This window comes from Pseudomonas sp. CVAP#3 (assembly GCF_018986375.1).
Taxonomy (GTDB): Bacteria; Pseudomonadota; Gammaproteobacteria; order Pseudomonadales; family Pseudomonadaceae; genus Aquipseudomonas; species Aquipseudomonas helvetica.
In genome coordinates this window covers 112760-135892 of the sequence record NZ_JAHMSC010000011.1, presented here as the reverse complement: position 1 = coordinate 135892, position 23133 = coordinate 112760, and the positions used below count along the sequence as shown (strand labels likewise).

Below are 23133 nucleotides of genomic sequence, written 5' to 3'. Positions count from 1 at the left end.
CTCCTGAGTTGAACTCAAGTCTGGATAAACAGATTGACCGGGAAGTCTCCCAGCGCGGCGCTAATCAGCAACTCCTTGTGGTGTGTGACTGCACCTGTTGTAAAAAGTCCCTTCAGTTTTTCTTCGGCGGTGGAGAACGGCAGTTTGACTCGGGTGTCGCCCCAGAGCAGGGCAGGCACCTGCGGTGTGGCACTGCTTTCCAGCAGCGACGCAACCCGCACCGGCACCAGCACAATCGCCCGTTGGCCGTCGAGTTCGCGGGCGAAAGCCAACACCCGCCCGGCCTGACTGCCCACCACCTGCAACGCTTGATAACGGCCCCGCCGAAACAGTTGCGGGTATCGCGCGCGTAACGCCAGCGTGTGGGCGATCAACGCCTGTTTGATGTGCCCGTCACGCCAGTTGTGCAGTAACTGTCGAGTGTCCACCGGGGTGTGCAATGCCTGCTGGCGGACGCTGAAATCAACCGCTCGCCGATTGTCCGGATCCACCAGGCTGAAATCCCAGAACTCATTGCCCTGATACAGATCCGCAACCCCCGGCACCGTCATACGCAGCAAGGTTTGCGCCAATCCATTGAGCGCACCGCCGCAGGCAATCGCTTGCGCAGCATCGGCGATAGCACCGCGTAAAGGCAGGCCTTCGGGGCTGAGCAGAAGGCGCTCGAGGAAGGCCCGCGTGGCCTGCTCATAAGGCTCGTTCGGTGCGCTCCAGCTGCTCTGGAGTTTGGCTTCGCGCAGGGCTTTTTGCTGCCACTGCCACAGTCGCTCGGTGTAGGCCGTCATCGACTGCGCGTCTTCGCAATGCAGCTCCAGTGGCCAACTGGCGAGCAAGGTCTGGTAGAGCAGCAGTTCATCGGCGGGTGAGGGCATCGACGGATCGCGGCGCAGGGCAGCACTCCGTGTCCGCCAGCCTTCGACTGTTTCGGCATACCAGGTACTGCGTTCGCTGAGTAATGCCAGACGTGCGCGGCTGTCTTCACCGCGTTTGTGGTCATGGGTGGCGCTGGTCAGCAGCGAGTCCGGGAATTCGCCGAAGCGTTGGCTGCACGCCGTGTGGAAGTCGGCGAGTGGGGCGCTGAACTGCTCGGTGTTGAAGCCGACATCGTTCCGTGACAACAACACGCCTGAGCGATAGAGGGCGGTGTCTTCCACGGCTTTGGCGGCGGTCGGCGAGGTCAGTTGCTGAAAGCGCACGCAGGCGTGCTTGAGGATCTTGCGTTGACGGCCCACCGGGCGCTCGCGCCAGGGCTGCCCACCCAGCCACAGCGCCAGATAGTCGAGCACCGGCCAGTCGGCTTCGCTCAAGGTCTGGCGCGCGCCGCTCATGGCCTGCTGAAAAAACACCTGGTCTTGCGCCGAGCGTCCGCACGGGCCGATGTACGTTCGGTACACCGGGAAATGCACGATCAGTTCCTGCAATGCCCGACGAATCGCACCAAGGGTCAGGTCTCGGCTCATCAGGTCATCGCGGGCTACTTGCAGCAAGGCCTGCGCGACACTTTCGAAGTCGCCGGCCAGCGAACCGTTGAGCATTTGCTGGCGTGCCAGTTGGGCTTCCTCGATGAACGCTGCGGGCCGTTCGGTATGTCGGCTCCACAGTTCGCCAAGGACTTGCTCGCCTTGCGGGTCGTGTTGCAGCAACGACAGCTGATTCATGAACTCATAGCCCGTGGTGCCATCGACCTGCCAGTCGCGACGCAGCGTTTCACCGTCGCCGAGGATTTTTTCGACATAGATCGGTACGTGCCGCAACGGTGACAGGGCGTTCACCCGACGCCTGAGTTTGCGACAGTAACCCCGCGGGTCGGCAAGTCCGTCGATGTGGTCGATACGCAATCCGTCCACCAGTCCCTCGGCAATCAGCTCGAAAATTTTTGCATGGGTAGCTTCGAACACGGCCGGGCGTTCGACCCGCAGCCCGGCCAGCTCATTGACGTCGAAGAAGCGCCGCCAGTTGATGTCATCGGCCGCCGTGCGCCAACTGGCCAGGCGATAGCTTTGGCGTTCGAGCAGCTCGTGCAGACGGCTGAAACCTTCAGGTTGGCGGGAGTCATGGCGGCTGAGGTTGTACTCGATGCAGCGCAAGATCGCCGGATCAGTCGCCAGTGTGATCAGCGCTTGCTGCAAGGGGTGCGCAAGGGAGTGGGCATCGGTCTGGTAATGCAGGGTGGTGAATTGATCGGCCAATGCCTTGAGTTGCAGTACCCGTTCGACGTCGAGCGAATCGTCAGGCTTGAGCAGTTCAGCGTAGTCGGTGGGGCAGATCGGAAAGTGGTGCTCATAGTGTTCGACATGGAAGCTGCCCCGTCCCGGATCGAAGCGCAGCGTCAGCGTGCCGTCCTGCAAGGCGCTGCCGTAATCGCTACCCAGAAACGGCAGCAATAGCTGGCCTTCGAGTAACGGGTCTGGCGAATGCCATTGAATGTCGAAAAACGCACCATAAGGACTCAGCCGCCCCCATTCCAGCAAGTCCAGCCACCAGGGATTGTCGGCGCCGCCGACGGCCATGTGGTTGGACACGATGTCCAGGATCAGCCCCATGTTCTGGGCGCGCAGCGCACTGACCAGTCGCCGCAGGGCTGCCTCGCCGCCCAGCTCGGGATTGACCCGGCTCGGGTCGACCACGTCATAGCCGTGCATCGACCCGGCCCGCGCACTCAACAGCGGCGAGGCATAGAGGTGGCTGATGCCCAAACCGCAGAAATACGGCACCAGCGGTACGGCGTCATCCAGGGTGAATCCCTGATGAAACTGCACGCGCAACGTCGCCCGTACCGGGACGGTTGGCACCTCACTCATTGATCACGCTCGGCTGCCTGAAGGCGTGCGCAAGCGAGCAGTTCCAGCCGTCGTGCGGCATCCGTATCGTCCAGCAGCACGTCGCTTTCATCGGCAAAGCGCCGACGCCAGTTCGGATGACTGTCGGTGGTGCTGGGGAGGTTGGCCTGTTCATCAATGCCCAGCGCATCTTCCAGCGGCAGCAACACCAAAGGGGCGCGGGTGTGACCCAGGAAGCGCACGCTGGCGTCGAGCACCTGGTCGGTCTCGTGGGTCTCCTCGCGGAAGTTTTGCGGGTCCTGACTCAAGGCCCGACGCAAACCTTCACGCTCGCGCTGACGGTGTTCACGCCATTGCTGTTCACCGTGGCTGTCGACCAGCCCCAAGCGGACACCCCATTCGATGTCGCGACCATGCCACCAACCGTTGAGCGTCGGCAGGTCATGGGTGCTGGTGGTAGCCAGCGCGTTGTCCGGCCAATCGAGAATCGGTTTGAAGTGTGCCCCGTGGTCCTGCTCGAACAGCAGTACGCGCATACCCAGGATCGAGCGGGCGATGAGTTTGTCGCGCAGGCCATCGGGCACGGTGCCAAGGTCTTCGCCAAGCACGATCGCCTGATGTCGATGGGACTCCAGCGTCACCAAACGCAGCAGATCGTCCACTGGGTAATACAGATACGCGCCGTCACTCGGCGGCGCACCGAGGGGAATCACCCATAACCGCTGCAAACCCATGACATGGTCGATGCGCAGACCACCGGTATGGGCAAAATTGGCCCGCAGCATTTCGATAAACGCGCGAAACCCATTGCGTATCAGCCCTTCGGGGGAAAACGCAGAAATCCCCCAACCTTGCCCCGTGCGGTTGAGAATGTCCGGGGGCGCGCCGACGGTGAGGGCCGCCAGCAATTCGTCCTGACGACTCCAGGCCTGGCTGCCACCGCCATCCGCACCGACAGCCAGGTCGGCGATCAAGCCGATGCCCATGCCACTGCTACGCGCAACGGTTTGTGCGCGTTGCAAACTGCGGGCGATCAACCATTGGCAAAAGGCGTAGAAGCCGATGCGATCTGCATTTTTCTCGGCAAATACCGTCAGTTCGACACTGCGCGGGTCGCGCCAGTGCTCAGGCCACTGGCGCCAGTCGAGGCTTTCGCCAAGGGCGGCACAGGCTTCCTGGAGCGCCTCGAAACGGCAGTGGTTTTCCAGGGCCTCGCCACCGTCGTGACGAAAGCTGCTGAAGTCCGCGTGCAAGGGATGATCACCCTGGGAGAATCCTTCATACAGCGCTTGCAACAATTGCTGTTTGGCCTTGGCAGCCGCGGGCCAGTCGATCAGCGGTTGCTCTTCCAGGTGCTTGAGTTCGTCGGCCAATTCAGTGGCATCGATGGCCAGGCGCAGGGCGCGTTCGCCGAGAACTTCCCCGGGTGAGGCGTACAGGCTATTGAGAAACAAACGGCTGGAGGGCGAGTAAGGGCTGTAGCGTTGTGTGTCGTTACTGAACATCGCGTGCAGCGGGCTGATGGCTAACGCATCGGCGCCGCGCTCACCGGCAACGCGGGCGAGGTTTTCCAGTGCCTGCAGATCGCCGAAGCCGCCGTCGCCGGGGCGTCGTAGTGAATACAATTGCACACTCAGGCCCCAGGCCCGGGGTATCGGGTTGTCAACGGCAGCGGCCACGCTATGGCACTGCAAGGGGGCGACGGCGAGTGTGAAGCATTGGTCGGCGATGTGAACTTCCTGATAGCCGATCGGGATCAGCCCCGGCAGAACCGCTTCGTCATCGAGTTTAAGGTGGAGGATCGCGCCGTCTTCCAGGTGAATCTCGCAGGGCGTTTCAGGGGCAAAGTGAAGCGCGAGGTCGAGGCCGGCGCCGACGTCGACGGTCATCATTGGCGGCAAGCGTTTGTTTTGTTGGTTCTGTTGCAGTTCCTGCAGGCTGGCGTCGATTTCCTGAGCGCTGCCAGCCGGGTGGCCGAGCCCGCTGAGGATCGCTCGCAATGCCGCCGGAGCGACTTTTTGGGGGCGGCCGTTGGCGTCGATCCAGTCGACTGCCAGGCCGGCTCGGCTGGCGAGGATTTCCAGTTGCGCATCGCTCATGGACGCTCTCCAGTGGTGGGTAGCAAGGGTGTCGTTGCCGTCAGACTGACCAGCGCGCAGTAGGGGGCGAGGGTGCCTTGTTGCAGGGCTTCGAAGGACCGCTGCGGGTACTCGAACAGCAACCGGGAATGGGCTTGTGATGAATGGGACACGGGCTCCGTGGTGAGGTTCAGGTCGATGCACAGCAGGCTGCCATCGCCCATGTGCCAACGTGCACTTATCGCACCCGTTGCCAGCACCGTGGCGCCCAGCGCGTGAGCACCGGGCAGGCGCGGGATGATTTCTCGATGACGGATCAGCAGCAACTGTCGATACAGCGTCAGGGTTGCTTGCTGTGTCAACGGTTCAGATGATGTCAGTGTCGGCCGCGAAGCGGTGAACGTGTGCAACGCATTCGGGTCGGGAATCTGTTCGCGGGTGTGCGGATCGGCAAAGGCGCTGAACGCCGCGAACTCATTGCGTCGACCTTCTCGCACCTGCCTGGCCAAGACTCCATGGTGGCTGGTGAAAAACAGAAACGGCTCGTCAGCGGCGTATTCGTCGCCCATGAACAGCAACGGGATCATCGGTGACAACAACAGAAGGACCGTCGCCGCGCGTAACGCCTGAGGTGCAGTCAACTGGTGGAGACGCTCGCCAAAGGCACGGTTGCCGATCTGGTCATGGTTTTGCAGAAACAGCACGAAGGCACTGGGCGGCAAATGCCCACTGGGTTCGCCTCGGGCACGGCCATGGCGATTGGTATGGCCCTGATAGGCGAAGCCCTGGCTCAGGCAGCGGGCCAGTTTTTCGCTGGGGCCCTCGGCAAAGTCGGCGTAATAAGCCTCGGTTTCTCCGGTCAGCAGTACGTGCAGCGCGTTGTGCCCATCGTCGTTCCACTGCGCGTCGAAGCCCTGCTCCAGCAGGCTGGCCTGGTTGTGCTCGTTTTCCAGGGTGAGCCAGACATGACGGGGCGGGTCGATGTGCTCGCGCACCGTCGCCGCCAGTTCCTGAAGGAAATCCGGATCTTCGATGGCGTGTACCGCATCCAGACGCAAACCGTCAAAGCGGTACTCAAGGAGCCACATCAGCGCGTTGTCGATAAAGAAGTCGCGCACCTCGCGTCGGCGGAAGTCAATGGCTGCGCCCCAAGGCGTGTGCAGGTCTTCGCGGAAAAAGCCCTTGGCATAATGATGCAGGTAATTGCCGTCAGGGCCGAAATGGTTGTAAACCACGTCGATGATCACCGCCAGACCCAGACCATGGGCGCTATCGATCAGGTGCTTGAGCGCATCAGGTGTGCCATATGACGACTGGGGCGCGTAAGGCAGCACGCCGTCGTAGCCCCAGTTACGCTCGCCGGGAAACTGCGCCAGGGGCATCAGTTCGATCGCGGTAACGCCCAGTTCTGCCAGCCGTGGCAGGTGCTTTTCGACTTCGGCAAAACCACCCAGCACACCCACATGCAGTTCGTAGATCACCGCTTCATGCCAGGGCCGGCCTTGCCAGAAACAGTGCTGCCAACGGTAAGCATGCGGGTCAACCACCACACTGGGTGACGCAAGACCGCCGGCTTGCGCCCGGGACGCGGGGTCCGGCACGTCGCGTTCGCCCTCGATGTTGTAGCGATAGCGAGTGCCGGCCGGGCAACGGGTCTCAATCACGAACCAGCCGTTCGCCTGGGGCAACATCGGCAGTGATTGCCCGTCTTCAAGCTCGACACTCACATAAAACGCATCGGGCGCCCACAGGGCGAACCGGGTGTGTTCGGCATCCAGCATGACGGCGCCGTGGGGCCAGGTTTCCGGAGTCCGTAACGGCATTCAAGAATCCCTCTCACTGCTTGACCGACTGACCCAACGCCTTGGCGACCAGTTGTTCATAGAGTTCAGCATAGGGTTCGACCGCTTTGCACCAATTGAACGGCGCGGCCATGGCCCGGCAACGCATGGCGTTCAACAGGGGCGGGTGGGCGAACACCTTGAACGCCCGGCTCAAGGCTTCCTCGTAGCTGGCAACCGTTGACTCGTCGAAGAGAAAACCGGTGACGCCATTGTCGATGGTGTCGGCCAGCCCGCCGGTATTGCGCGCGACCGGCAACGAGCCGAAACGCTGCGCATACATCTGGCTCAAGCCGCACGGTTCATAGCGTGAAGGCATCAACAGGAAATCACTGCCGGCGAACATCCGTCGCGCATCGGTTTCATTAAAACCGATGCGTACACCGATCTGCCCCGGAAAACGCAGGGCGAGGGCGCGCATGGCTTGTTCTTCTTCAGGCTCGCCACGGCCGATGATCGCGATTTGCCCACCCGAAGAGACGATGAACTCGGACACGGCTTCGGTCAGGTCCAGGCCTTTTTGGTAGACCAGTCGTGAAACCACGGCGAACAGTGGGCCCTTGGAGTCCTTCAGGCCGAACAGTTTGCGCACGTGGGCGGCATTCACCGCTTTGCCGTCCCAGTCGCCGATGCTGAACGGGCAAAACAGGTGGGGGTCGGTCGCCGCATCCCAACTTTCGTCGATGCCATTCGGGATGCCGCTGAGCAGGCCTTGTTGGGTCTTGCTGGCAAGGAAACCGTCGAGACCGCAGCCGAAGGCCGGGGTGGTGATTTCCTGGGCGTAGGTCGCGCTGACGGTGGTGATATGGCTCGAATAGGCCATGCCAGCCTTGAGGAACGACAGTTTGCCGTAGAACTCCATGCCTTCCTGTTGCAGGGCATGTTCGGGAATACCCAGCTCGGGGCAAGAGGCGAGGCTGACCACGCCTTGATAAGCCAGGTTATGAATGGTGAACAGGGTTGGTGTGCGCTGACCACGCCAGTGCATGTAGGCCGGGGCCAGGCCTGCGGGCCAGTCGTGGGCGTGCACCAGATCCGGGCGCCAGTGGATGTGTGCCAGGTTGGCGGCGATGTCGGCGGCAGCCAGGCCCAGACGGGCAAAACGAATATGGTTGTCCGGCCAGTCGCGGCCATTGTTGGCGCCGTAGGGCGAGCCCTCGCGTTCGTACAGTTCGGGGCAGATCAGGACGTAGATGACCAGCCCGTCCGGCATGTCCATGCGGCCGATCTTGCAGGGTGGCAATGCGGCGTGTCCGCCCAGTTCGCCGATGATATGGATCGGGTTTTCGCTGTGCATCACTTGCCGATAACCGGGAATCAACACCCGGACATCGTGCAAATGGGCCATGGCGCGGGGCAATGCGGCAGAAACGTCACCCAGGCCACCGGTTTTCACCAGATCGGCGATTTCCGAGGTCACGAATAACACTTTCTTCTTGTTTGGATTCTGACGTGGAGCGGGCAGTACCGTTTTCGCACCCGGGGCAAGAACCGACATCGAGGTCGGCTCGCCGATTTGCTGGTGAGAACGCTCTCCCTGGATTTCTAAAGCGGCACCGTTCATGTGTTTCTCCCGTTTTATTGATCTGTTTCAGGCATCTCACCCCATGATGCAGGTGGCCAGTTCCTGTGGCCGGGCGCAAAAGCGCTACGCAAGGAGCAGCAAACGCTGGTCAATGCGCTGAATCTGAAAGGCTGTAGTGGTCGTTGCAAGGATTGCACCAGTCGCTGCGGCCCCACCTTTAACCTGACCCGTTGCGTCGGCAGAAAGTTTCGATTTTTTCCCCACGAAATGACCGGCCGGTTTCCAGTCACAAAATGGAGTCTAGGTCAGAACTTAGAGCGGGGTGTGTGACGTTTTGAAATTGTTCGACAATCGGTCTGACGTCACGATTTCCGCGCTCAATGAGCTGCGCCCGCACCGACGAAGTGCAGGTTCTGTCGCCGCCAAGGCACAAAAGGGGGGAGGCGGTTGCCAGAGAGTGGAGCGTGGCAAAGAGTTGTCCGCACTGTATTGGTGCGAACAACTTGTAGAAGAAGACACTGCCAACCCCGTAGCAGCCAGCTGCTACGGATTGTGTGTCGGGACAGCGGTCACGGAATTTTCGGTATGGCCTAATTCAACATTCGGATCGAGTGGCCGGTTGTCCAGGCTTGAATATCTTCAATCATCTGTGAAAAGAACAACCGGTAGTTTTGCTCACTGACATAGCCGACATGCGGTGTGGCCAGTACGTTGGGCAACGTCCGAAACGGATGGTCGGCGGCTAATGGCTCGCGCTCGAAGACATCCAGCGCTGCACCCTTCAGGCGGTTCTGTTCAAGGGCCCGAATCAATGCGGCTTCATCGACAATCGGTCCACGCGCGGTATTGATCAGTAATGCAGACGGTTTCATCCAGCCGAGTGCCTGTTCATCGACCAGGCCCCGGCTGCGCTCGCTGAGCACCAGATGGATCGACAGCACATCGGCTTGCTCGAACAGCTCGCGCTTGCTGACATAAGTAACCCCGGCTTCGGCTGCGCGCTCGGCAGTGAGGTTTTCGCTCCAGGCGAAAACGCGCATCCCGAACACCTGACCGTACTCGGCGATCCGTTTGCCGATGCTGCCCAGGCCCAGAATACCCAGGGTCTTGCCGTACAGGTCGCCACCCAGGCCTTGTTGCCAGTGACCGGCCCGCAGGGCGTTGGCTTCTGCGAGCAGATTGCGGGTCAGGGCCATGATCAGCGTCCAGGTCAATTCGGGCGCCGCCTGTTTGTAGCTGTCGGTCCCGCAAACCTGAATCCCCAACGCCGCGGCGGCCTTGAGGTCGATGGCGGCATTGCGCATGCCGCCGGTGACCAGCAATTTGAGTTTGGGCAGGCTACGCAGGAGTGCTTCGTCGAACAGCGTGCGCTCGCGCATCACGCATATCACCTCGAAGGATCGCAGGCGGTCGCTCAGTGTGGCGTGGTCGGCAGGGTAGTCATGCAAAAAGCTGACCTCGCCGATGCCGTCCAGCACCGACCAATCGACCACATTGCCGGCCACACCCTGCCAGTCATCGATCACCGCAATCTGCACAGTCATGAGCATTGTCTCTTCAAAGGGGGGCGTGGATTTAACCGTTGGCCGAGGCTGTAACGTCGCGATTATGGCGACATTAACAAGGAGGCGCACCCAAGGTTCAAGGCATCCAGCCCAGTGTCGCCAGCGCCAGCACACCATAACGCGCGCCTTTGGCGAAGGTCACGATCAGCAAAAAACGCCCCACGGGTTCTCGCATCACGCCGGCCACCAGGGTCAGTGGGTCGCCAATGATCGGCACCCAGCTCAGCAGCAGTGACCAATGGCCATAACGTTGATAGTGAGTGCGGGCTTTTTCCAGATGAACAGGGCTGACCGGAAACCAGCGACGCTCCCTGAAGCGCTCGACGCTGCGTCCTAGCCACCAGTTCAGCAACGAACCCAGCACGTTGCCGAGCGTGGCGACGGCAAGCAGCAACCACACCCCATGCTCGCCGTTGAGCAGCAACCCCACCAGCACGGCCTCGGACTGCAACGGTAACAATGTTGCGGCACCGAATGCCGCGAAGAATAGCCCGAGATAGCCAGCGAGCATTACCGGGCCGGGTAGTCGGCGATCACTTTATCGGTGCCATTTTTAGTCAACCCTATGACCTGATAAGCATCGGCCATGCCGTCCATTTCCATGCCTGGCGAGCCCATGGGCATACCCGGCGCGGCCGCGCCGAGCAGGTCGGATTGACTCAAGGCCAGTACCTGTTCGGCGGGGACATGGCCTTCGACGAACTTGCCGTTGATCACCGCGGTGTGGCACGACGCCAGTCGCGGCGGGACGCCGAGGCGTTGCTTGACTTCGCTCATGTTGGTTTCGACGTGATCGTTGACCTTGAAGCCATTGGCTTCCAGGTGCGCGATCCACTTTTTGCAGCAACCGCAATTGGCATCGCGGTGGACATCGATCGGAATCAGCTCGGCGGCCTGGGCCAGGGAGCTGATGAACAGGGCGCCAAGGGCGGCCAGACGCAGTGTGGTTTTCATCGGTTATCTCTCGTTGATCATTTCACGCAGCGCATTTTGACCATTTTCCCCGATGAAAAAGAGTGCTTATGTTTCAAAGTTATTCACGGATATCCCTTGAAGGTTATGCCCACGCGGAACGCACGGGCGGCATTCACTGGTTCACTTGACCTTGAAGCGCCCCATGATCGAACTGACCCGGCTATTGGCATCCAGCAACTGGCGCGTGTTGAGGTCGGTGGCGTGACCGCTTTGCACCAGCTCTTCGACCATATGGCGGATTTGCACCATGCTGCGGTTGATCTCCTCGGTCACCGCGCTTTGCTGCTCGGCGGCCGTGGCGATCTGGGTGCTGAGGCTGTTGATGTGGCTGACCGAGCCGGCCATTTCGTCCAGACCTGCGTTGACTCGCGCCGTCGCATCGGCGGCGGACTGACAGCTGGCCTGAGTGTTTTCCATCGCCGCCACCGAAGAACTGACGCCTTGTGTCAGACGACTGAGCATCTCGTTGATCTCCGAGGTGCTGGCCTGGGTGCGGGCGGCGAGGGCGCGGACTTCATCGGCGACCACGGCAAAGCCTCGACCTTGTTCACCGGCTCGCGCGGCTTCAATCGCGGCGTTGAGTGCCAGCAGGTTGGTTTGCCCGGCAATGGCGCCGATCACGCCGAGGATTTCGGTGATGCGTTGGGCGTCCTGCTGCATGCTTTCGACTTTGTGGGTGGCGCTGGCCACTTCGCCGATCAATGCGCTCACGCTGCTTGAGGCTTCGCCCACCACCACCCGCGAGCGGTCGGCGTGTTCGTTGGCGCGCTGGGTAAACGCGGCGGTTTGTGCGGCGTTCTCGGCAACGCTGTCGGCGGTCGAACTCATCTCGGTGATGGCGGTGACGGTCTGGTCGGTCTCCGAGGCGTGACGCTGCAGTATCTGGTTGGTATGCGCCGAGGTCTGTTGCAGGTTTTCCAGGCTTGAGGCCATGGCGCCCGTGGCCTGGGTGACTTCGCCGATCATGTTTTGCAGGTAAGCGATAAAGGTGTTGACCGAATGGCCGATCGCGCCCAGTTCATCCTCGGCGCGAATGGTGATGCGCCGGGTCAGGTCGGCGTCGCCGGTGGACAGCGCGTCGATGTTGGCTTTCAAGGCTTTCATGCGCTGGATCAGTTGGCGGATTGCATAGATTTGCAGCAGCACCAGCAGCAAAACCATCGGGATCTGCAACAGGCTCAAGGTGCTCAAGACATCGTCGCGTTGAGCGGTAATCAGTTTGGTCGGCAGGGCGGTGGCAAGGAACCACGGTGTGCCTTCGATCGGACGCATGAAGAAAGTGTTCGCCACGCCTTGATTGTCGAACTCGACGCGTTGCAGCGAAGCATCACGGCGCTCCAGTGCGGTTTTGATCTGCGCCGCAAACGGTGAATTGCCAGCCAGTTCACTGATGTTTTTCAGGACAATCGGAGCACTGATGCGCGAGCTGTTGCTGATGATCTTGCCGTCGGCCTCGACGATCAGCATTTCGGCGCCCAGGTCTTTTTCCTTGCGCGCCACCAGGTCATTGAAGAAGCCCAGGGTGACGTCAATGGTCGCGACTCCGTACGGCACGCCATTGCGCGCTATCGCCATGGCGCAGTTGGTGCGCGGTTCGGCGCTGGCATCGTCTTTATAGGCCGCGGCCCAGGCGCATTGGCCGCGGGGTGTCTGCATGCCACCCTTGTACCAGGGCTGATCGTAATAGTTGGGCGCTGCGTCGCTGTTCCAGAAGGTGTTGACGGCCAGTTTGCCCGACGCATCCCGGTGCCAGAAGGTACTGAATTTATTGCGTCCCGCTTCGCGCTGGCCAGGCAACGGCCAGATCCCGCCACCAAACACCTTCAGTTCACCGTACTGGTCCACCAGGCCCGGCAACACAGTGTCGATGGTTGCGCTGTCGAGCAGGGGAATGGTTTGGGTGATGCTGCGTTGTTGCGCTTGAACCTTGTTCAACTCGCCTTGGATCTGTTCGGCCACTTCGGCGATGCGGTTCAGTGCGACCTGTTCTTCCGTGTGCCGAAGTTTCGGCGCGACCAACTGGCTGATGCCCACTACCGTCAAGGCGAATAACAACAGGATGAACAGCACCAGAAACAACATGTAACGGGCTTGAATAGTACGGAATGCGGGCATTGAACCGGTCCTTGTGCTGAGCGCTCTTGTTGATTTATTGCGGCGTTTAGCAGCTATCGGCCCGCGGCAGGCTGTCTTTAGCACCATAGTCCCAAAAAATGGTTTTTACGGACGACCGGTTGATCATCGACATGGGCCATGTGCGGTTTCATCTTGGGCTGGCGACGTGGTTTCTTTCGTGGTTTTCAAGCTTGATTCATTGACGGTCTGATTGTTAAACAATTGTTTCAAGTCAATTAATTCAAGGGTTTGGTTATTTGTATCCGAAATGTACAAGAATTGTAAAAAGCTGAAATATTTGTAGTCCGAGGGACGCTGGCACATTGATACTCGCGTACCAATTCGTCAGTTGAACAAGGACTTTTTATGGTCACCTTACAAGGACGTCTCCGCGCTTCGGGGCAGCTCCCGGTCTGGCTCACGCCGCGCACAGGAGCACTCTCATGACCATCGGTTATGTCGGAGGCTGGACCAGCAAGGCCGGATTACTGATTCGCGAGGGCGGGACGAGTGGCAGTAAACCCGTACCGCAGAACGTCAAGGTCAAGCAGATGCTCGCACTGGTGGGCAACGATCCATTGGCGCTGAACACCGCGAAAATGAACGAGCAGAAGCTCTACAAGAATTTCAAGGGATTCGACCCCGAGACCGTCACGGTCAAACAGCTCGGAAACATCAGCGCCTTTTTGCGCGATCGCGGTTTGATCAGCGATGTGACGGCCCTGACGCTGCTCAACGCCGGCGACAAGTTCGATCGCTTTGGGGTGCCGAAAAATCTGGATGAAAAATTCAATGCGCTGGAGTACTTCGCCACGCAGCTGGATAACATCCAGAGCAACAACCTCAAAGGCAACAAGTACGCCAACCACCTGATTCCCGAGTACAAGAAGGCGATTTACGTACTGCAGAACCTGAAGACTTATGGCATGGGCAATGGCCCCGCCGTTCCGAACACCAAGGGTGTCAGCGGCAAAGCCTGATCTTCAAGTGCAACAGGCCCGTCATACACGGCATGAACGGGCCTGCGACGCTCAATGTTATCGATCGAGCATCTGCATGACGGCTTGCGGGTAACGCGCCCCGAGCACCGCGTCATCCGGAAAAATCGCCTCCAGCGCCGACAAGTCTTCCAGACTTAATGCAACGTCCAGTGCGGCGACATTCTCCTCCAGATACTTGCGTTGCTTGGTACCCGGAATAGGGATCAGGTAATCGCCTTGCGCGAGTACCCAGGCCAACGCCAGTTGCCCTGCGGTCACACCTTTTTCTGCCGCCAGCGCTTGCACCTGTTGGACCAACTGCAAATTCCGCTTGAAGTTTTCGCCCTGAAAGCGCGGGCTGAAGCGCCGGTAATCGTCCGCTGCAAAATCGTCGGGACTTTTCAGGGCTCCAGTCAGAAAGCCTCGACCGAGCGGGCTGTACGGCACAAAGGCAATCCCCAGGCGCTGACAGGTGGCCAGGCAATCGTTGTGCTCCTGATCGCGGCTCCACAGCGAATATTCGCTTTGCAGCGCGCTGATCGGGTGAACCTTATGCGCTCGTTCAAGGGTTATCGCCGAGGCTTCGCTCAAGCCGAGGTAGCGCACTTTACCGGCCTGGACCAGTTCGGCCATGGCGCCCACGGTCTCTTCGATGGCTACCTCAGGATCGACGCGATGCTGGTAATACAAGTCCAGAGTGTCCACGCCCAGACGTTTCAGCGTGCCGTCGATGGCGGCACGGATGTACTGCGGTCGGCCGTCGACTCCACGTGCAGTGGGGTTGGCCGGATCACGCACGATGCCGAATTTGCTGGCCAGGAATACCTGGTCGCGCTTGCCCGCAATCGCTTTGCCAATCAGTTCTTCGTTGGTGTGCGGGCCATACATGTCGGCGGTGTCGAGCAAATTGACGCCCAGCTCCATGGCGCGATGCAATGTCGCCAATGCCTCGCGGGTATCGCCGCCCGTGGTGTAGAAGTCGGTCATGCCCATGCAGCCCAGACCGATCGCAGAAACCTGAGGGCCGTTTTTGCCCAATTGACGAGTGTGCATGGTGTCGCTCCTTTTTTGATGTGGACCCATTGTTGCGCTCGACAAAAACAAGATAAACCGGCTAAAAGTGCTATCACTGTTTGTAATTTCTAAATAATCCGCGGGTAACCAAGAGCAATGGACCGTTTTAATGCCATGCGAGTATTCACTCGCATTGTCGAGCTGGAAGGATTTGCCAAGGCCGCGGACAGCCTGCAAATGCCCCGGGCTTCGGTAACCATCCTGATCAAGCAGCTTGAGGTGCATTTGGGCGTGCAACTCTTGCAGCGCACCACACGGCACGTCAGTCCAACGGCCGATGGCTCGGCGTATTACCAACGTTGCGTGCGATTGCTGGCTGATCTGGACGAGACAGAGGCAGCGTTTTCCACCTCTCGGCAAAATCCACGCGGGCTTTTGCGTATCGACATGCCTGCCGGCATCGGGCGTTTGCTGGTGATCCCGGCCTTGCCGGAATTTACCCGGCGTTACCCGCTGATCGAGTTGGAAATCGGCTTGAACGATCGCCCGGTCGACCTGATTCGCGAGGGCGTCGATTGTGTGCTGCGCGGTGGCTTGTCTCTGGATGATTCGCTGGTAGCGCGACCGCTGGCGATGCTCGATCAGGTCACCTGCGCCAGCCCCGACTACTTGCGACGCCAGGGCACGCCGCACTGCCTGGAAGACCTGGTGGGGCATCAGATGGTCGAGTATTTCTCCAGCACCACTGGCAGGCGTTTCGGCCTGGAATTTGACATAGACGGACACGTGCACCCGGTGAACCTGCCCAAACAGGTGGCGGTCAACAGCGCAGATGGTTATCTGGCCTCTTGTGAAGCGGGTTATGGTCTGGTCCAGACGCCGTACTATCACGTTGCACGGCAGTTGCGCGAGGGAACGTTGTGCGAGGTGTTAGAGCATCTGCCGCCGCCAGGGTTACCCCTGACGGCGCTCTATCCTCCGCACCGCCAGTTGTCTCTGCGGGTGCGGGTGTTTGTCGACTGGCTGGTGCAACTCTGCGCTCAGCCGGGTAACGGGTTGGTGCGCACCGATTCAGGTAACTGACGGTGAGGCGACTCTGGCTGCCGGTGGAGTAAGGTGTCGTGCAGTTGCTGCATGTGCGGACAGTAGAAACTCACAGGCCGCGGTTTTGCACCACGATGAAACAATGCATACCAGCCAGATGCCGCGGGCGCAGGCATCAACCCGGTAAATACGAAATCGATGGCGCAGAGTCGACGCATGTTCTGTGGAGAATGCTGCGACAGATCAAGCTTGATCGAGATCATCCAGTGCGCGGGTAGCTGCTGGAGCTGCAACTGCACGCTCTTGTCCAACTGATAAAGCACGACTTCCACTCGCTCATGGTGCTGGCTGATCTGCATTGGAAAAGAGTGTTGTGGTGGCGAGTCGTTTCGGGTGCCGAATGAAGCAGACAGTTGCCTCATGAAGGTTGCACAGGTCGCAGGCCATTCCAGTTGCGGTAACGGACGTGCATGCCCTTTGACCATTTGATAGCCAATGACAACACTTTCCTCATGGGACTCACCAAAGGGCGAGGGAACATAGTCGGGAAGCAGCCCGATGTTTTTGAAACCGAGTTTTTGCGCCATTTGCTGAGTGTAGAGATGATGGGTGACCTGCTTGATCGAGACGCTCTTGAGGCCGAGTCGGCTCGCACGTCGCAACAGTTCGCGACCCAGCCGGGTGGCGATGTTTTTGCCCCGGGCTTGCGGCTGTACAAGGCACAAGGCGAATTCTGCGTGATCCAGGCTATGTGCATCCCTGCACAATGCCGCGTGGCCAACAATGCGTTCATCGATCAACGCCAGCATTGAGTGCCATCGGTTGTCGGCGTTGTGTTGGCCAATCATCGACGGCAAATAGACATCAGGCTGTACATAATTTTCCCCATACACCTGGCGAAACAATGCACTGACAGCGCTAGAGTCCGCTTGCCTGAAACGTCGAAACCTTATTGTACTCATGGAGCAGGCTCCCGCTGAGGGGCGCTATACACGCGCAGGTCAACGATCCGGCGCTGCTTTCCCGAGCGTGGATGCAGCAGCAATGCGCCGGCCGTGCAGGGGCTGACGACACATTCAAGCTGACCACTGCCGATCATTTGGCTGATGTCCGGGTACTGACCCAGCAGTGCTGTGTGAATGGCCGGGGTTGAAGCGTTTATTGACCTCGAGTCGTGCGCGGGCACCCACCTCAGGGTCATTCGATCCTTGACCCCGACACTTTCGATCACCAACTGCCATTGCCAGCAATCGGCCAGGCGTTGAAGGATTTCGGCGATCTCCTCCTGGAACAACGAGATGACACCGATGCGAATACGAATGCTCTGTTCGCTACGTCCCAGCAAGGCGAATTTGCGTTGCCGGGTACCGCTCGGCTCGCGCCAACACGCGCGATCACCGACTGGATAACGCAGCAGTGGCATTAACTTTCGGGTCAAGTTGGTGATGATCAATTGGCCTGGGCGATGACATTCCTCGATGACCTCGTGGGTGTGTTCATCGACAATTTCCACCACCGTCTGTTGATCAAACACCCGGTGTTCACCCACCTCACAATCCCGGGTGCTGGCGCCCACGAGTCCTGCGTCGACACAGGCATAGCCAATGGACGCGACGCGTGCATTGGGAAAGACCTGAGCCAGCATCGGCAATTGTGCGGCAAACAGACTTTCGCCACCGTAGAGCACGGCGGTTATCTGTGGCAGGACGCAGTGTCGCTCGGCCAGACCGGCGGCGAATCGCAGAAGTTGTGCGGGTACGCCAGCGAGGACATTGATCTGGTGTTCGGCAATGGCCGCTGCAAGCGTTGCGGAGTCGACTTCGCCGGCAAACGGGAACTCGCAGATGGAAGGCGACACATGGGCCAATGATTCATGGATAAACAGAAAACTGGCATAAAGGTCGCCGGCAAAAAACAGATTGGCAACCCGGTCGCCGTCGCACAGTTGTCCCGAGAGGGCGTTCCCGAAGTGAGTCACCATGTTCTGCCATTCATCACGGGTGTACGCCACCAGTTTTTCCTGGCCGGTTGAACCACCGGTTTTGTAAATCAGGGCGTTTTCGGTTTTACCGGTCAGTACCGGCCAGGTGTTTAAATTGTGGCTGCCATTCCAATAGTCTGAAGCGACGATGAGTGGTAGATCTTCGACAGTACAATGATGTTCTGGCAGATGATTGAAGTGTGTTTTGTAATAGTGAGAATGTTTTCGTGAGTGCAGCAGCAACTCTTCGAATGAATAGTTAGTGTTCATGAATTCAGGCTCTTGATAGTTTGAAAGTAGGCGTTCAGTTGTGATGCTTGTTCGCTGAAAATTCAGTTCTCAAGTCAATAATCAGGGGTACTTTTCCGCTGTGCCTGTTGCGTTCGAACCGGTCGGGAGAACACCTTTGAACATCAAGTTCCAGCAGGCGGTTATTTACGGCTGTTGAAATAACGGGGATGTCCAGCACGCGTTGGCGCAGAACCTGCGGATCGTGTTCCGCGCGTACCACCAAACGTTCGGTTCCGTTCGAGTCGTGATCAAGGACAAGCTGCAGTTGAGTGGCGGCTTTTTCTTCCAGATCGCTGATCGAGACAAAGTCCGAAGCGATCCGCAACAGTCGACCGTGCCTCCCTTGCAGTTCAAATCGAGGCGTGTCCAGGCCACAAGGGCAGGTTCCTGGCAGCCAACGTCCAGTGTCCCCGACCTCGTAACGGTTGATCGTCTGACCTTCGCGTGCCCGCGAGGTAAAGAGCAAACGACCGACTTCGCCGGGTTCAACAGCAGCGTCGTGTTCAAGGTTGACGATTTCCAGCCACTGAATGTCGCTCATCAGGTGAAAAACGCCATCTGCGCTCGCCGGGCACGCATGACCGAGAGGGCCGGCGTCGACAGAACCGTAGAGGGCGGAACGAATCGTCGAGACCCCACAACGCTCCATCAACCGTCGGCTGGCATTGCCAGAATGTTCGCCGCCCATGAAGACTTTATTGACCCCACCGTAGGCCTTGAGGCGATCCTGCTCGCTGAAAAACAGACGCTGCAACGTGCTGGGCATGCCAATCAGCGTGTTGATGCGCTGGTCCACAATCAGTTGGGCTATTTCACTGAAGTCGTCGTCGTGGGGGCCGCCCATGGGGAAGTGCGTGACCCCCATCTGTTCAAGGATCCTGGAAAAACTGAACAGCCCGCCATAGAGGCTGCCACCGTAGAACAGATTCATCACTCGATCCTGCCCCGGCGTCAGTCCGTTGGCGAACATGCCGTCAGCCGCCGCGCGCATCTGCCGGTTAAAGTCCCGATAGCTGTAGCCAGCCAAGGCGGGAGCGCCGCTGGTACCACCTGAGCGGAAAAACAGTTGAGCGTCGGACGACCCGGATTGCGCGATGAAATCCGCCTTGTTCATCACTGCGCACGCGTTCAGTTGCGCTGGGGCGCCAGGAGGCTGGTCCAGTGTCGCGCGGTTGCTCGATAACTGCGTCGGCAAGGTTACCGAGGTCCTGCGGGTCAAGCGTGACAGGGCAAAAACACCGTCATGGGGTTCTCCTGCATAGCCGTCATGAATCAGCTCGGGAGGGGCGATTCGATTGACGCCCGCGCTCAGCAGTTGCCTGACCAGGCTTGGCGTTTGCCGGGGTGTGCAGATCAGTGCACAACTTTGCAGATGCGTGCGCCACGGCAGCAGGGACTCGGCAATCAACGCGTTTGGCATCGGCCGTAACAACAGCGTTCGAAACAACGGAGAAGGTGCCAATCGGCGATGGTGCTCCCACATGATGCGCCATCCATCACCGGACCAGACGCGTCCTGTCTCATCGGCAAAACTTTGATCGAGTCGCGCCAAGGCAATCCGGGTGGTGATCTCGCAGGCTTCCTGAGGTGTGGGGGGCAACGCTGGCCAGCGGCTGGCGCGGCGTTCGAACGCATCAGCGAGTTGTCCGCCGACAGCGTGCAGGGTTTGCGGATCATCACTGTCAACCAGCAGCCACTGCGGGCTGGAGCACGCTTGTTGGTCGAGCCGACACACTTCATCGACCAGGGCATCCAGCACTGCGGGGGACACGGCTTCAGGCGACAGGTAGGCAAAACTGATCTTGTGGCCCCAGTCGATCCAGCGACAACCGCTGGGAATCAGCCGGCGAATGGCATTGAGTGCTGCGTCGCCACCCCATGCGCTGACGCCATCGGCGTGAGCGCATAGAAGATCAAGGCAATCGGTATCGACAGGCAGCACAGCGATGCAGTTGGCCAGTAATCCGCTGGCGTCGCATTCGAGGAACGCCGCCAGTAATTGTGCACTCAGGCTGTTGTCACTGGAGCTTGGGCGCAGCCAGTTGATGTTGCCCACCAGCAGGCTTTCCAGCACTGCGCAGAACCCCAGCAATGGCGCGTTGGCAGGCGTGATATGCACCACGAGTCCTAACGGGGACCAGTTTTCGTACTGCGGTTGATCGTAGGCAATACGCCGTAATGACCGCGGCTGCACGCCCAATTCACGCTCCAGTTTTGCACTCAAGGCGCTCCGTTGGCAGAACGCGATCAGTTCCAGGCGTTGCCCCTCATCGAGTTCAAGGCTGTGTTGATGGGTCAGCAGTTTCTGTGTGAAACGGTCCGCGCATTCAAGAACCCTTTCGCTGGTCGGTGGTTGCCCCAGTTGTTGCGCCAATCCTGGCAGCAGCGTGTCGAGGGCCGCCTCAGGTGTGAGTGAGTCGTGCAGTTGGCCATTGATCAGGTACATATCAAGCTCCCCCGATCAGTTCGGCTGCGGCCATCGCACAACTGCGACTGGCGCTGGTTCCGGCGCGGCCATGCAACTCAAACCAGTCGGTAGCCAGGCCACAGCCACAGGCGGCACCGGGGTGCAGCGTCGCCAGGTCACTCATGACCACGGCGTGTGCCGGGCTCGATGAAATATAAGGCGATACGAAGTGCAACAGACCCCGCTTGCCGTAGGGCTGGACGGCGAAGTCGCTTGGGTTGCGGACAAACACCTTTGAGTAAACCGGTGCATGAAAGTGATGGTTGGCGCATTCGATATACGGCACGGCATGCTCGACAGCGCCGTACCCGTCTCGACAACGACGGGTATCTATCCTCAATTGCTGCGCAATCCGGGAATAAAGTTGCTGTCTGGGGACTTCCTCGCTCGCCCGGGTTTTCCAGCCACCGCCAAGGAATACCAGCGAATCGGGATGCAGCTCAAGGTCGGGTGCTTCAAGGGATTGCATGCGTTGCAAGGCCTGCCAAAGAAACGCAGGGAAGCCAAAGATGCGCACCGGTAAACCTTCAATTGCAAACTGGCGCAGGGCTTCGATCACGCCGAACACATCGAACTCGTGGCCGCCGCGGCCTGTGGCCCGTAGCGCATAGACCACCCGGTTGACCGGCGCGTATTGGCACAGGAACTGGTCGGTATAGGACGTTCCCAGGCTGATGGCGCCTACAGGCTCATAACTCAGCAACAGATAGTTGCACGGGGTGTGGCTGATCCAGTCGTAATGTTCGAAGATCCGAGTCACCATGTTCTGCGCCGCGGTGATGCTTCGCACGTCATAGCGCATGCGGCTTTTCTGGCCGCTGGTGCCCGAGGATGTCAGCTCCAGGGCGTCCTGCCCGGTGGGGCTCAGCAGCAGGCGTTGCTTGAAGTAGTTGGCGTACAGGGGAGGGAGGCGCGACCAGTCGTCCAGGTCATCCAGCGCGCTGGCACGCAGGCCGTTAGCCTCCAGCCAATGCTCATAACCGGGTGTGTGATGGCAGTGAAAGAGGCTGGTTTCACGCATCGAGTTGTCAAACAACCCTGGCGGGACAGCGTCCAGACAATACGGCCGTGGCAATGCACATAAGGCATCGGTGTGGGGTAGATGAATCATCAAAAATCCTTTTTTGATTGAGTTATAGAGAGTGCACGGGCGCAGGCGTGGCCGGCAGCAGTACCCAACGTAATGGCACCAGTGCCAGAAGCCCGGCGATACCGACTGTCAGGGCGAAGTAACGCGGATCTTCGCCAGCACCCAGCGTTGCGATCAGCGAGCCTGCGCCGGCCATGAGTGCGATGGAGATCATCCCCAACATGGCCGAGACCAATCCTTTGCTGTCGTCACTGGTAAACAGCGCCGCGCGGTACAGCGCGGCATTGCTCATCCCAAGACCAATGCTGTAAAGCATCAGGCCACCGACGAGAACCGGGATCGAAAGGGCAAACCGGCTGGCAATGATGAGCGCCACAAGGCCCGCGCAGAATGGCCAGAGCGCCCATTGAATCAAGCCTTCCAGATGGGTCCTGGAAATAATCAGGTTCAGTATCAGATTGCCGATGATGACGGCGGCGAAGACCGGGATCTGCCACAGGCCGTACTCAAGAACGGATAACCCTTGCCCCTGAATCAACAGCAATGGGGACAGGCCGATCCAGGCGATCAGCGGCAAACTCATCAGCCCGAGCGCAGTACTGGCGCAAATAAATCTAAGGTTCCCGAGAAGGGCGATGTATCGATGAGCTATCGCACGCAGCTTGAATGGCGTGGGGTTTAGCCGGTTACCGTCCTGACGTAGTACGCCTATGGTTTCCGGCATCACCCAATAGAGCGCCAACCACACCACGATGCCAAGGACGCCGAACATGAGAAACAGCTCACGCCAGGAAATCCATTTCAGTATCAGGCTCCCGAGCAGGGGGCCAAGGAGCGGGGAGAGCAGGGCAACATTACCCAGCAAGGCCATGATCCGGACTGCGTCGGCTTCACAGAACACCTCCTGCAGCGCGGGGTAACTGACGGCGATGACAAACCCCAAGCCCATGCCCTGAAGCAGGCGCAGCAGGTTGAATGCAAAAATACTTTGCACCCAGAGTGTCATGATGCAGGTCATGGCAAAGACTGCACAGCCGATCAAGAGTACTGTCCTGCGTCCAAAACAATCCGCGAGCGGGCCAATCAGCCATTGCAGAAGAACACCCCCCAGCAAGTAAAGATTGAAGGCCGATGGAATATGCCGAGTACTGGCGTTCAAGTCATCGGTTACTGTCAACATGGCAGGCATTATCATGTCGCTGGCCAAGTAGGTCAGTAACTCAAAAGCTGTAATCGCCAGGCAAAAGCCTAGCGCTCGAAAGGATCCGATTTTTATAATGGGCTTGAGCATAAAATTCCAGGGTGTAGTGCTGATTTATATAAAAGTACCGCGGCATGAGTGAGAGTAGTCTGGAAAAGTAATAAGCCAAGTCAAATTATTGTTTTG

16 protein-coding genes are annotated in these 23133 nt (G+C 59.2%); 2 read left to right on the top strand and 14 right to left on the bottom strand.

From position 1 onward, the window contains the following. Positions 1-14: 14 nt before the first annotated feature. The 8 genes from KRR23_RS19285 to KRR23_RS19250 all read right to left on the bottom strand — a co-directional run bounded on the left by KRR23_RS19285 (position 15) and on the right by KRR23_RS19250 (position 12879). Complete coding sequence (locus KRR23_RS19285; RefSeq protein ID WP_216743806.1) at positions 15-2801, bottom strand: malto-oligosyltrehalose synthase; 2787 nt, start codon at positions 2799-2801, stop codon at positions 15-17. Further along, a complete protein-coding gene (gene malQ, locus KRR23_RS19280; protein WP_216743805.1) occupies positions 2798-4879 on the bottom strand; it encodes a 4-alpha-glucanotransferase in 2082 nt (693 codons plus the stop codon). Before malQ ends, KRR23_RS19285 begins: the two co-directional genes overlap by 4 nt. Then, the gene (gene treZ, locus KRR23_RS19275) at positions 4876-6681 is read right to left on the bottom strand and encodes a malto-oligosyltrehalose trehalohydrolase (RefSeq protein WP_216743804.1); all 1806 of its coding nucleotides are present in this window, start codon (positions 6679-6681) and stop codon (positions 4876-4878) included. Before treZ ends, malQ begins: the two co-directional genes overlap by 4 nt. A 13-nt stretch (positions 6682-6694) precedes the next feature. Beyond that, positions 6695-8263, bottom strand: a complete 1569-nt coding sequence (gene glgA / locus KRR23_RS19270) for a glycogen synthase GlgA (protein ID WP_216743803.1) — start codon at positions 8261-8263, stop codon at positions 6695-6697. Between the two features lie 551 nt (positions 8264-8814). After that, positions 8815-9768: a D-2-hydroxyacid dehydrogenase family protein gene (locus tag KRR23_RS19265; protein WP_216743802.1), complete on the bottom strand. Its 954-nt coding sequence runs from the start codon at positions 9766-9768 to the stop codon at positions 8815-8817. 97 nt (positions 9769-9865) lie between these two features. Further along, the gene (locus KRR23_RS19260) at positions 9866-10300 is read right to left on the bottom strand and encodes a YqaA family protein (protein ID WP_216743801.1); all 435 of its coding nucleotides are present in this window, start codon (positions 10298-10300) and stop codon (positions 9866-9868) included. Further along, entirely contained in the window at positions 10300-10743 is a 444-nt protein-coding gene (locus tag KRR23_RS19255) for a DUF411 domain-containing protein (RefSeq protein ID WP_054597178.1), read from the bottom strand. Before KRR23_RS19255 ends, KRR23_RS19260 begins: the two co-directional genes overlap by 1 nt. Positions 10744-10884: 141 nt before the next feature. Next, on the bottom strand, positions 10885-12879 hold the full coding sequence (locus KRR23_RS19250; RefSeq protein WP_216743800.1) for a methyl-accepting chemotaxis protein: 1995 nt from the start codon (positions 12877-12879) through the stop codon (positions 10885-10887). Between the two features lie 443 nt (positions 12880-13322). Here KRR23_RS19250 and KRR23_RS19245 point away from each other — a divergent pair, with 443 nt between their 5' ends. Beyond that, entirely contained in the window at positions 13323-13859 is a 537-nt protein-coding gene (locus KRR23_RS19245; protein ID WP_145016560.1) for a hypothetical protein, read from the top strand. A 57-nt stretch (positions 13860-13916) separates the two neighbouring features. Here the strand turns inward: KRR23_RS19245 and KRR23_RS19240 are convergent, their stop codons facing one another. Continuing rightward, on the bottom strand, positions 13917-14912 hold the full coding sequence (locus KRR23_RS19240) for an aldo/keto reductase (protein ID WP_216743799.1): 996 nt from the start codon (positions 14910-14912) through the stop codon (positions 13917-13919). A 117-nt stretch (positions 14913-15029) separates the two neighbouring features. On the opposite strand from KRR23_RS19240, the gene KRR23_RS19235 reads away from it, so the two are divergent. Further along, positions 15030-15956, top strand: a complete 927-nt coding sequence (locus tag KRR23_RS19235; RefSeq protein WP_216743798.1) for a LysR family transcriptional regulator — start codon at positions 15030-15032, stop codon at positions 15954-15956. On the opposite strand, the gene KRR23_RS19230 is transcribed toward KRR23_RS19235, so the two are convergent. The 5 genes from KRR23_RS19230 to KRR23_RS19210 are packed head-to-tail and all read right to left on the bottom strand — an operon-like array spanning position 15914 to position 23037. Beyond that, complete coding sequence (locus KRR23_RS19230) at positions 15914-16879, bottom strand: GNAT family N-acetyltransferase (RefSeq protein WP_216743797.1); 966 nt, start codon at positions 16877-16879, stop codon at positions 15914-15916. The genes KRR23_RS19235 and KRR23_RS19230 overlap by 43 nt on opposite strands. Continuing rightward, a complete protein-coding gene (locus KRR23_RS19225) occupies positions 16876-18168 on the bottom strand; it encodes a phenylacetate--CoA ligase family protein (RefSeq protein ID WP_216743796.1) in 1293 nt (430 codons plus the stop codon). The genes KRR23_RS19230 and KRR23_RS19225 overlap by 4 nt, the downstream gene beginning before the upstream one ends. Before the next feature lie 34 nt (positions 18169-18202). Further along, positions 18203-20635 carry an acyl-CoA reductase gene (locus KRR23_RS19220; RefSeq protein WP_216743795.1) on the bottom strand — a complete coding sequence of 811 codons (2433 nt, stop codon included), beginning with the start codon at positions 20633-20635 and terminating at the stop codon, positions 18203-18205. Position 20636: 1 nt separating this feature from the next. Continuing rightward, positions 20637-21767 carry an acyl-protein synthase gene (locus KRR23_RS19215; RefSeq protein WP_216743794.1) on the bottom strand — a complete coding sequence of 377 codons (1131 nt, stop codon included), beginning with the start codon at positions 21765-21767 and terminating at the stop codon, positions 20637-20639. 22 nt (positions 21768-21789) lie between these two features. Next, the gene (locus KRR23_RS19210) at positions 21790-23037 is read right to left on the bottom strand and encodes an MFS transporter (protein WP_216743793.1); all 1248 of its coding nucleotides are present in this window, start codon (positions 23035-23037) and stop codon (positions 21790-21792) included. Positions 23038-23133: the final 96 nt, after the last annotated feature.

Coding starts and splice junctions, on each gene's coding strand:
- treZ (WP_216743804.1), bottom strand. CDS start 6,681: ATGCCGTTACGGACTCCGGAAACCTGGCCCCACGGCGCCGTCATGCTG.
- KRR23_RS19265 (WP_216743802.1), bottom strand. CDS start 9,768: ATGACTGTGCAGATTGCGGTGATCGATGACTGGCAGGGTGTGGCCGGC.
- KRR23_RS19210 (WP_216743793.1), bottom strand. CDS start 23,037: ATGCTCAAGCCCATTATAAAAATCGGATCCTTTCGAGCGCTAGGCTTT.
- KRR23_RS19250 (WP_216743800.1), bottom strand. CDS start 12,879: ATGCCCGCATTCCGTACTATTCAAGCCCGTTACATGTTGTTTCTGGTG.
- KRR23_RS19240 (WP_216743799.1), bottom strand. CDS start 14,912: ATGCACACTCGTCAATTGGGCAAAAACGGCCCTCAGGTTTCTGCGATC.
- KRR23_RS19220 (WP_216743795.1), bottom strand. CDS start 20,635: ATGTACCTGATCAATGGCCAACTGCACGACTCACTCACACCTGAGGCG.
- KRR23_RS19230 (WP_216743797.1), bottom strand. CDS start 16,879: ATGAGTACAATAAGGTTTCGACGTTTCAGGCAAGCGGACTCTAGCGCT.
- glgA (WP_216743803.1), bottom strand. CDS start 8,263: ATGAACGGTGCCGCTTTAGAAATCCAGGGAGAGCGTTCTCACCAGCAA.
- malQ (WP_216743805.1), bottom strand. CDS start 4,879: ATGAGCGATGCGCAACTGGAAATCCTCGCCAGCCGAGCCGGCCTGGCA.
- KRR23_RS19225 (WP_216743796.1), bottom strand. CDS start 18,168: ATGAACACTAACTATTCATTCGAAGAGTTGCTGCTGCACTCACGAAAA.
- KRR23_RS19255 (WP_054597178.1), bottom strand. CDS start 10,743: ATGAAAACCACACTGCGTCTGGCCGCCCTTGGCGCCCTGTTCATCAGC.
- KRR23_RS19235 (WP_216743798.1), top strand. CDS start 15,030: ATGGACCGTTTTAATGCCATGCGAGTATTCACTCGCATTGTCGAGCTG.
- KRR23_RS19285 (WP_216743806.1), bottom strand. CDS start 2,801: ATGAGTGAGGTGCCAACCGTCCCGGTACGGGCGACGTTGCGCGTGCAG.
- KRR23_RS19245 (WP_145016560.1), top strand. CDS start 13,323: ATGACCATCGGTTATGTCGGAGGCTGGACCAGCAAGGCCGGATTACTG.
- KRR23_RS19260 (WP_216743801.1), bottom strand. CDS start 10,300: ATGCTCGCTGGCTATCTCGGGCTATTCTTCGCGGCATTCGGTGCCGCA.
- KRR23_RS19215 (WP_216743794.1), bottom strand. CDS start 21,767: ATGATTCATCTACCCCACACCGATGCCTTATGTGCATTGCCACGGCCG.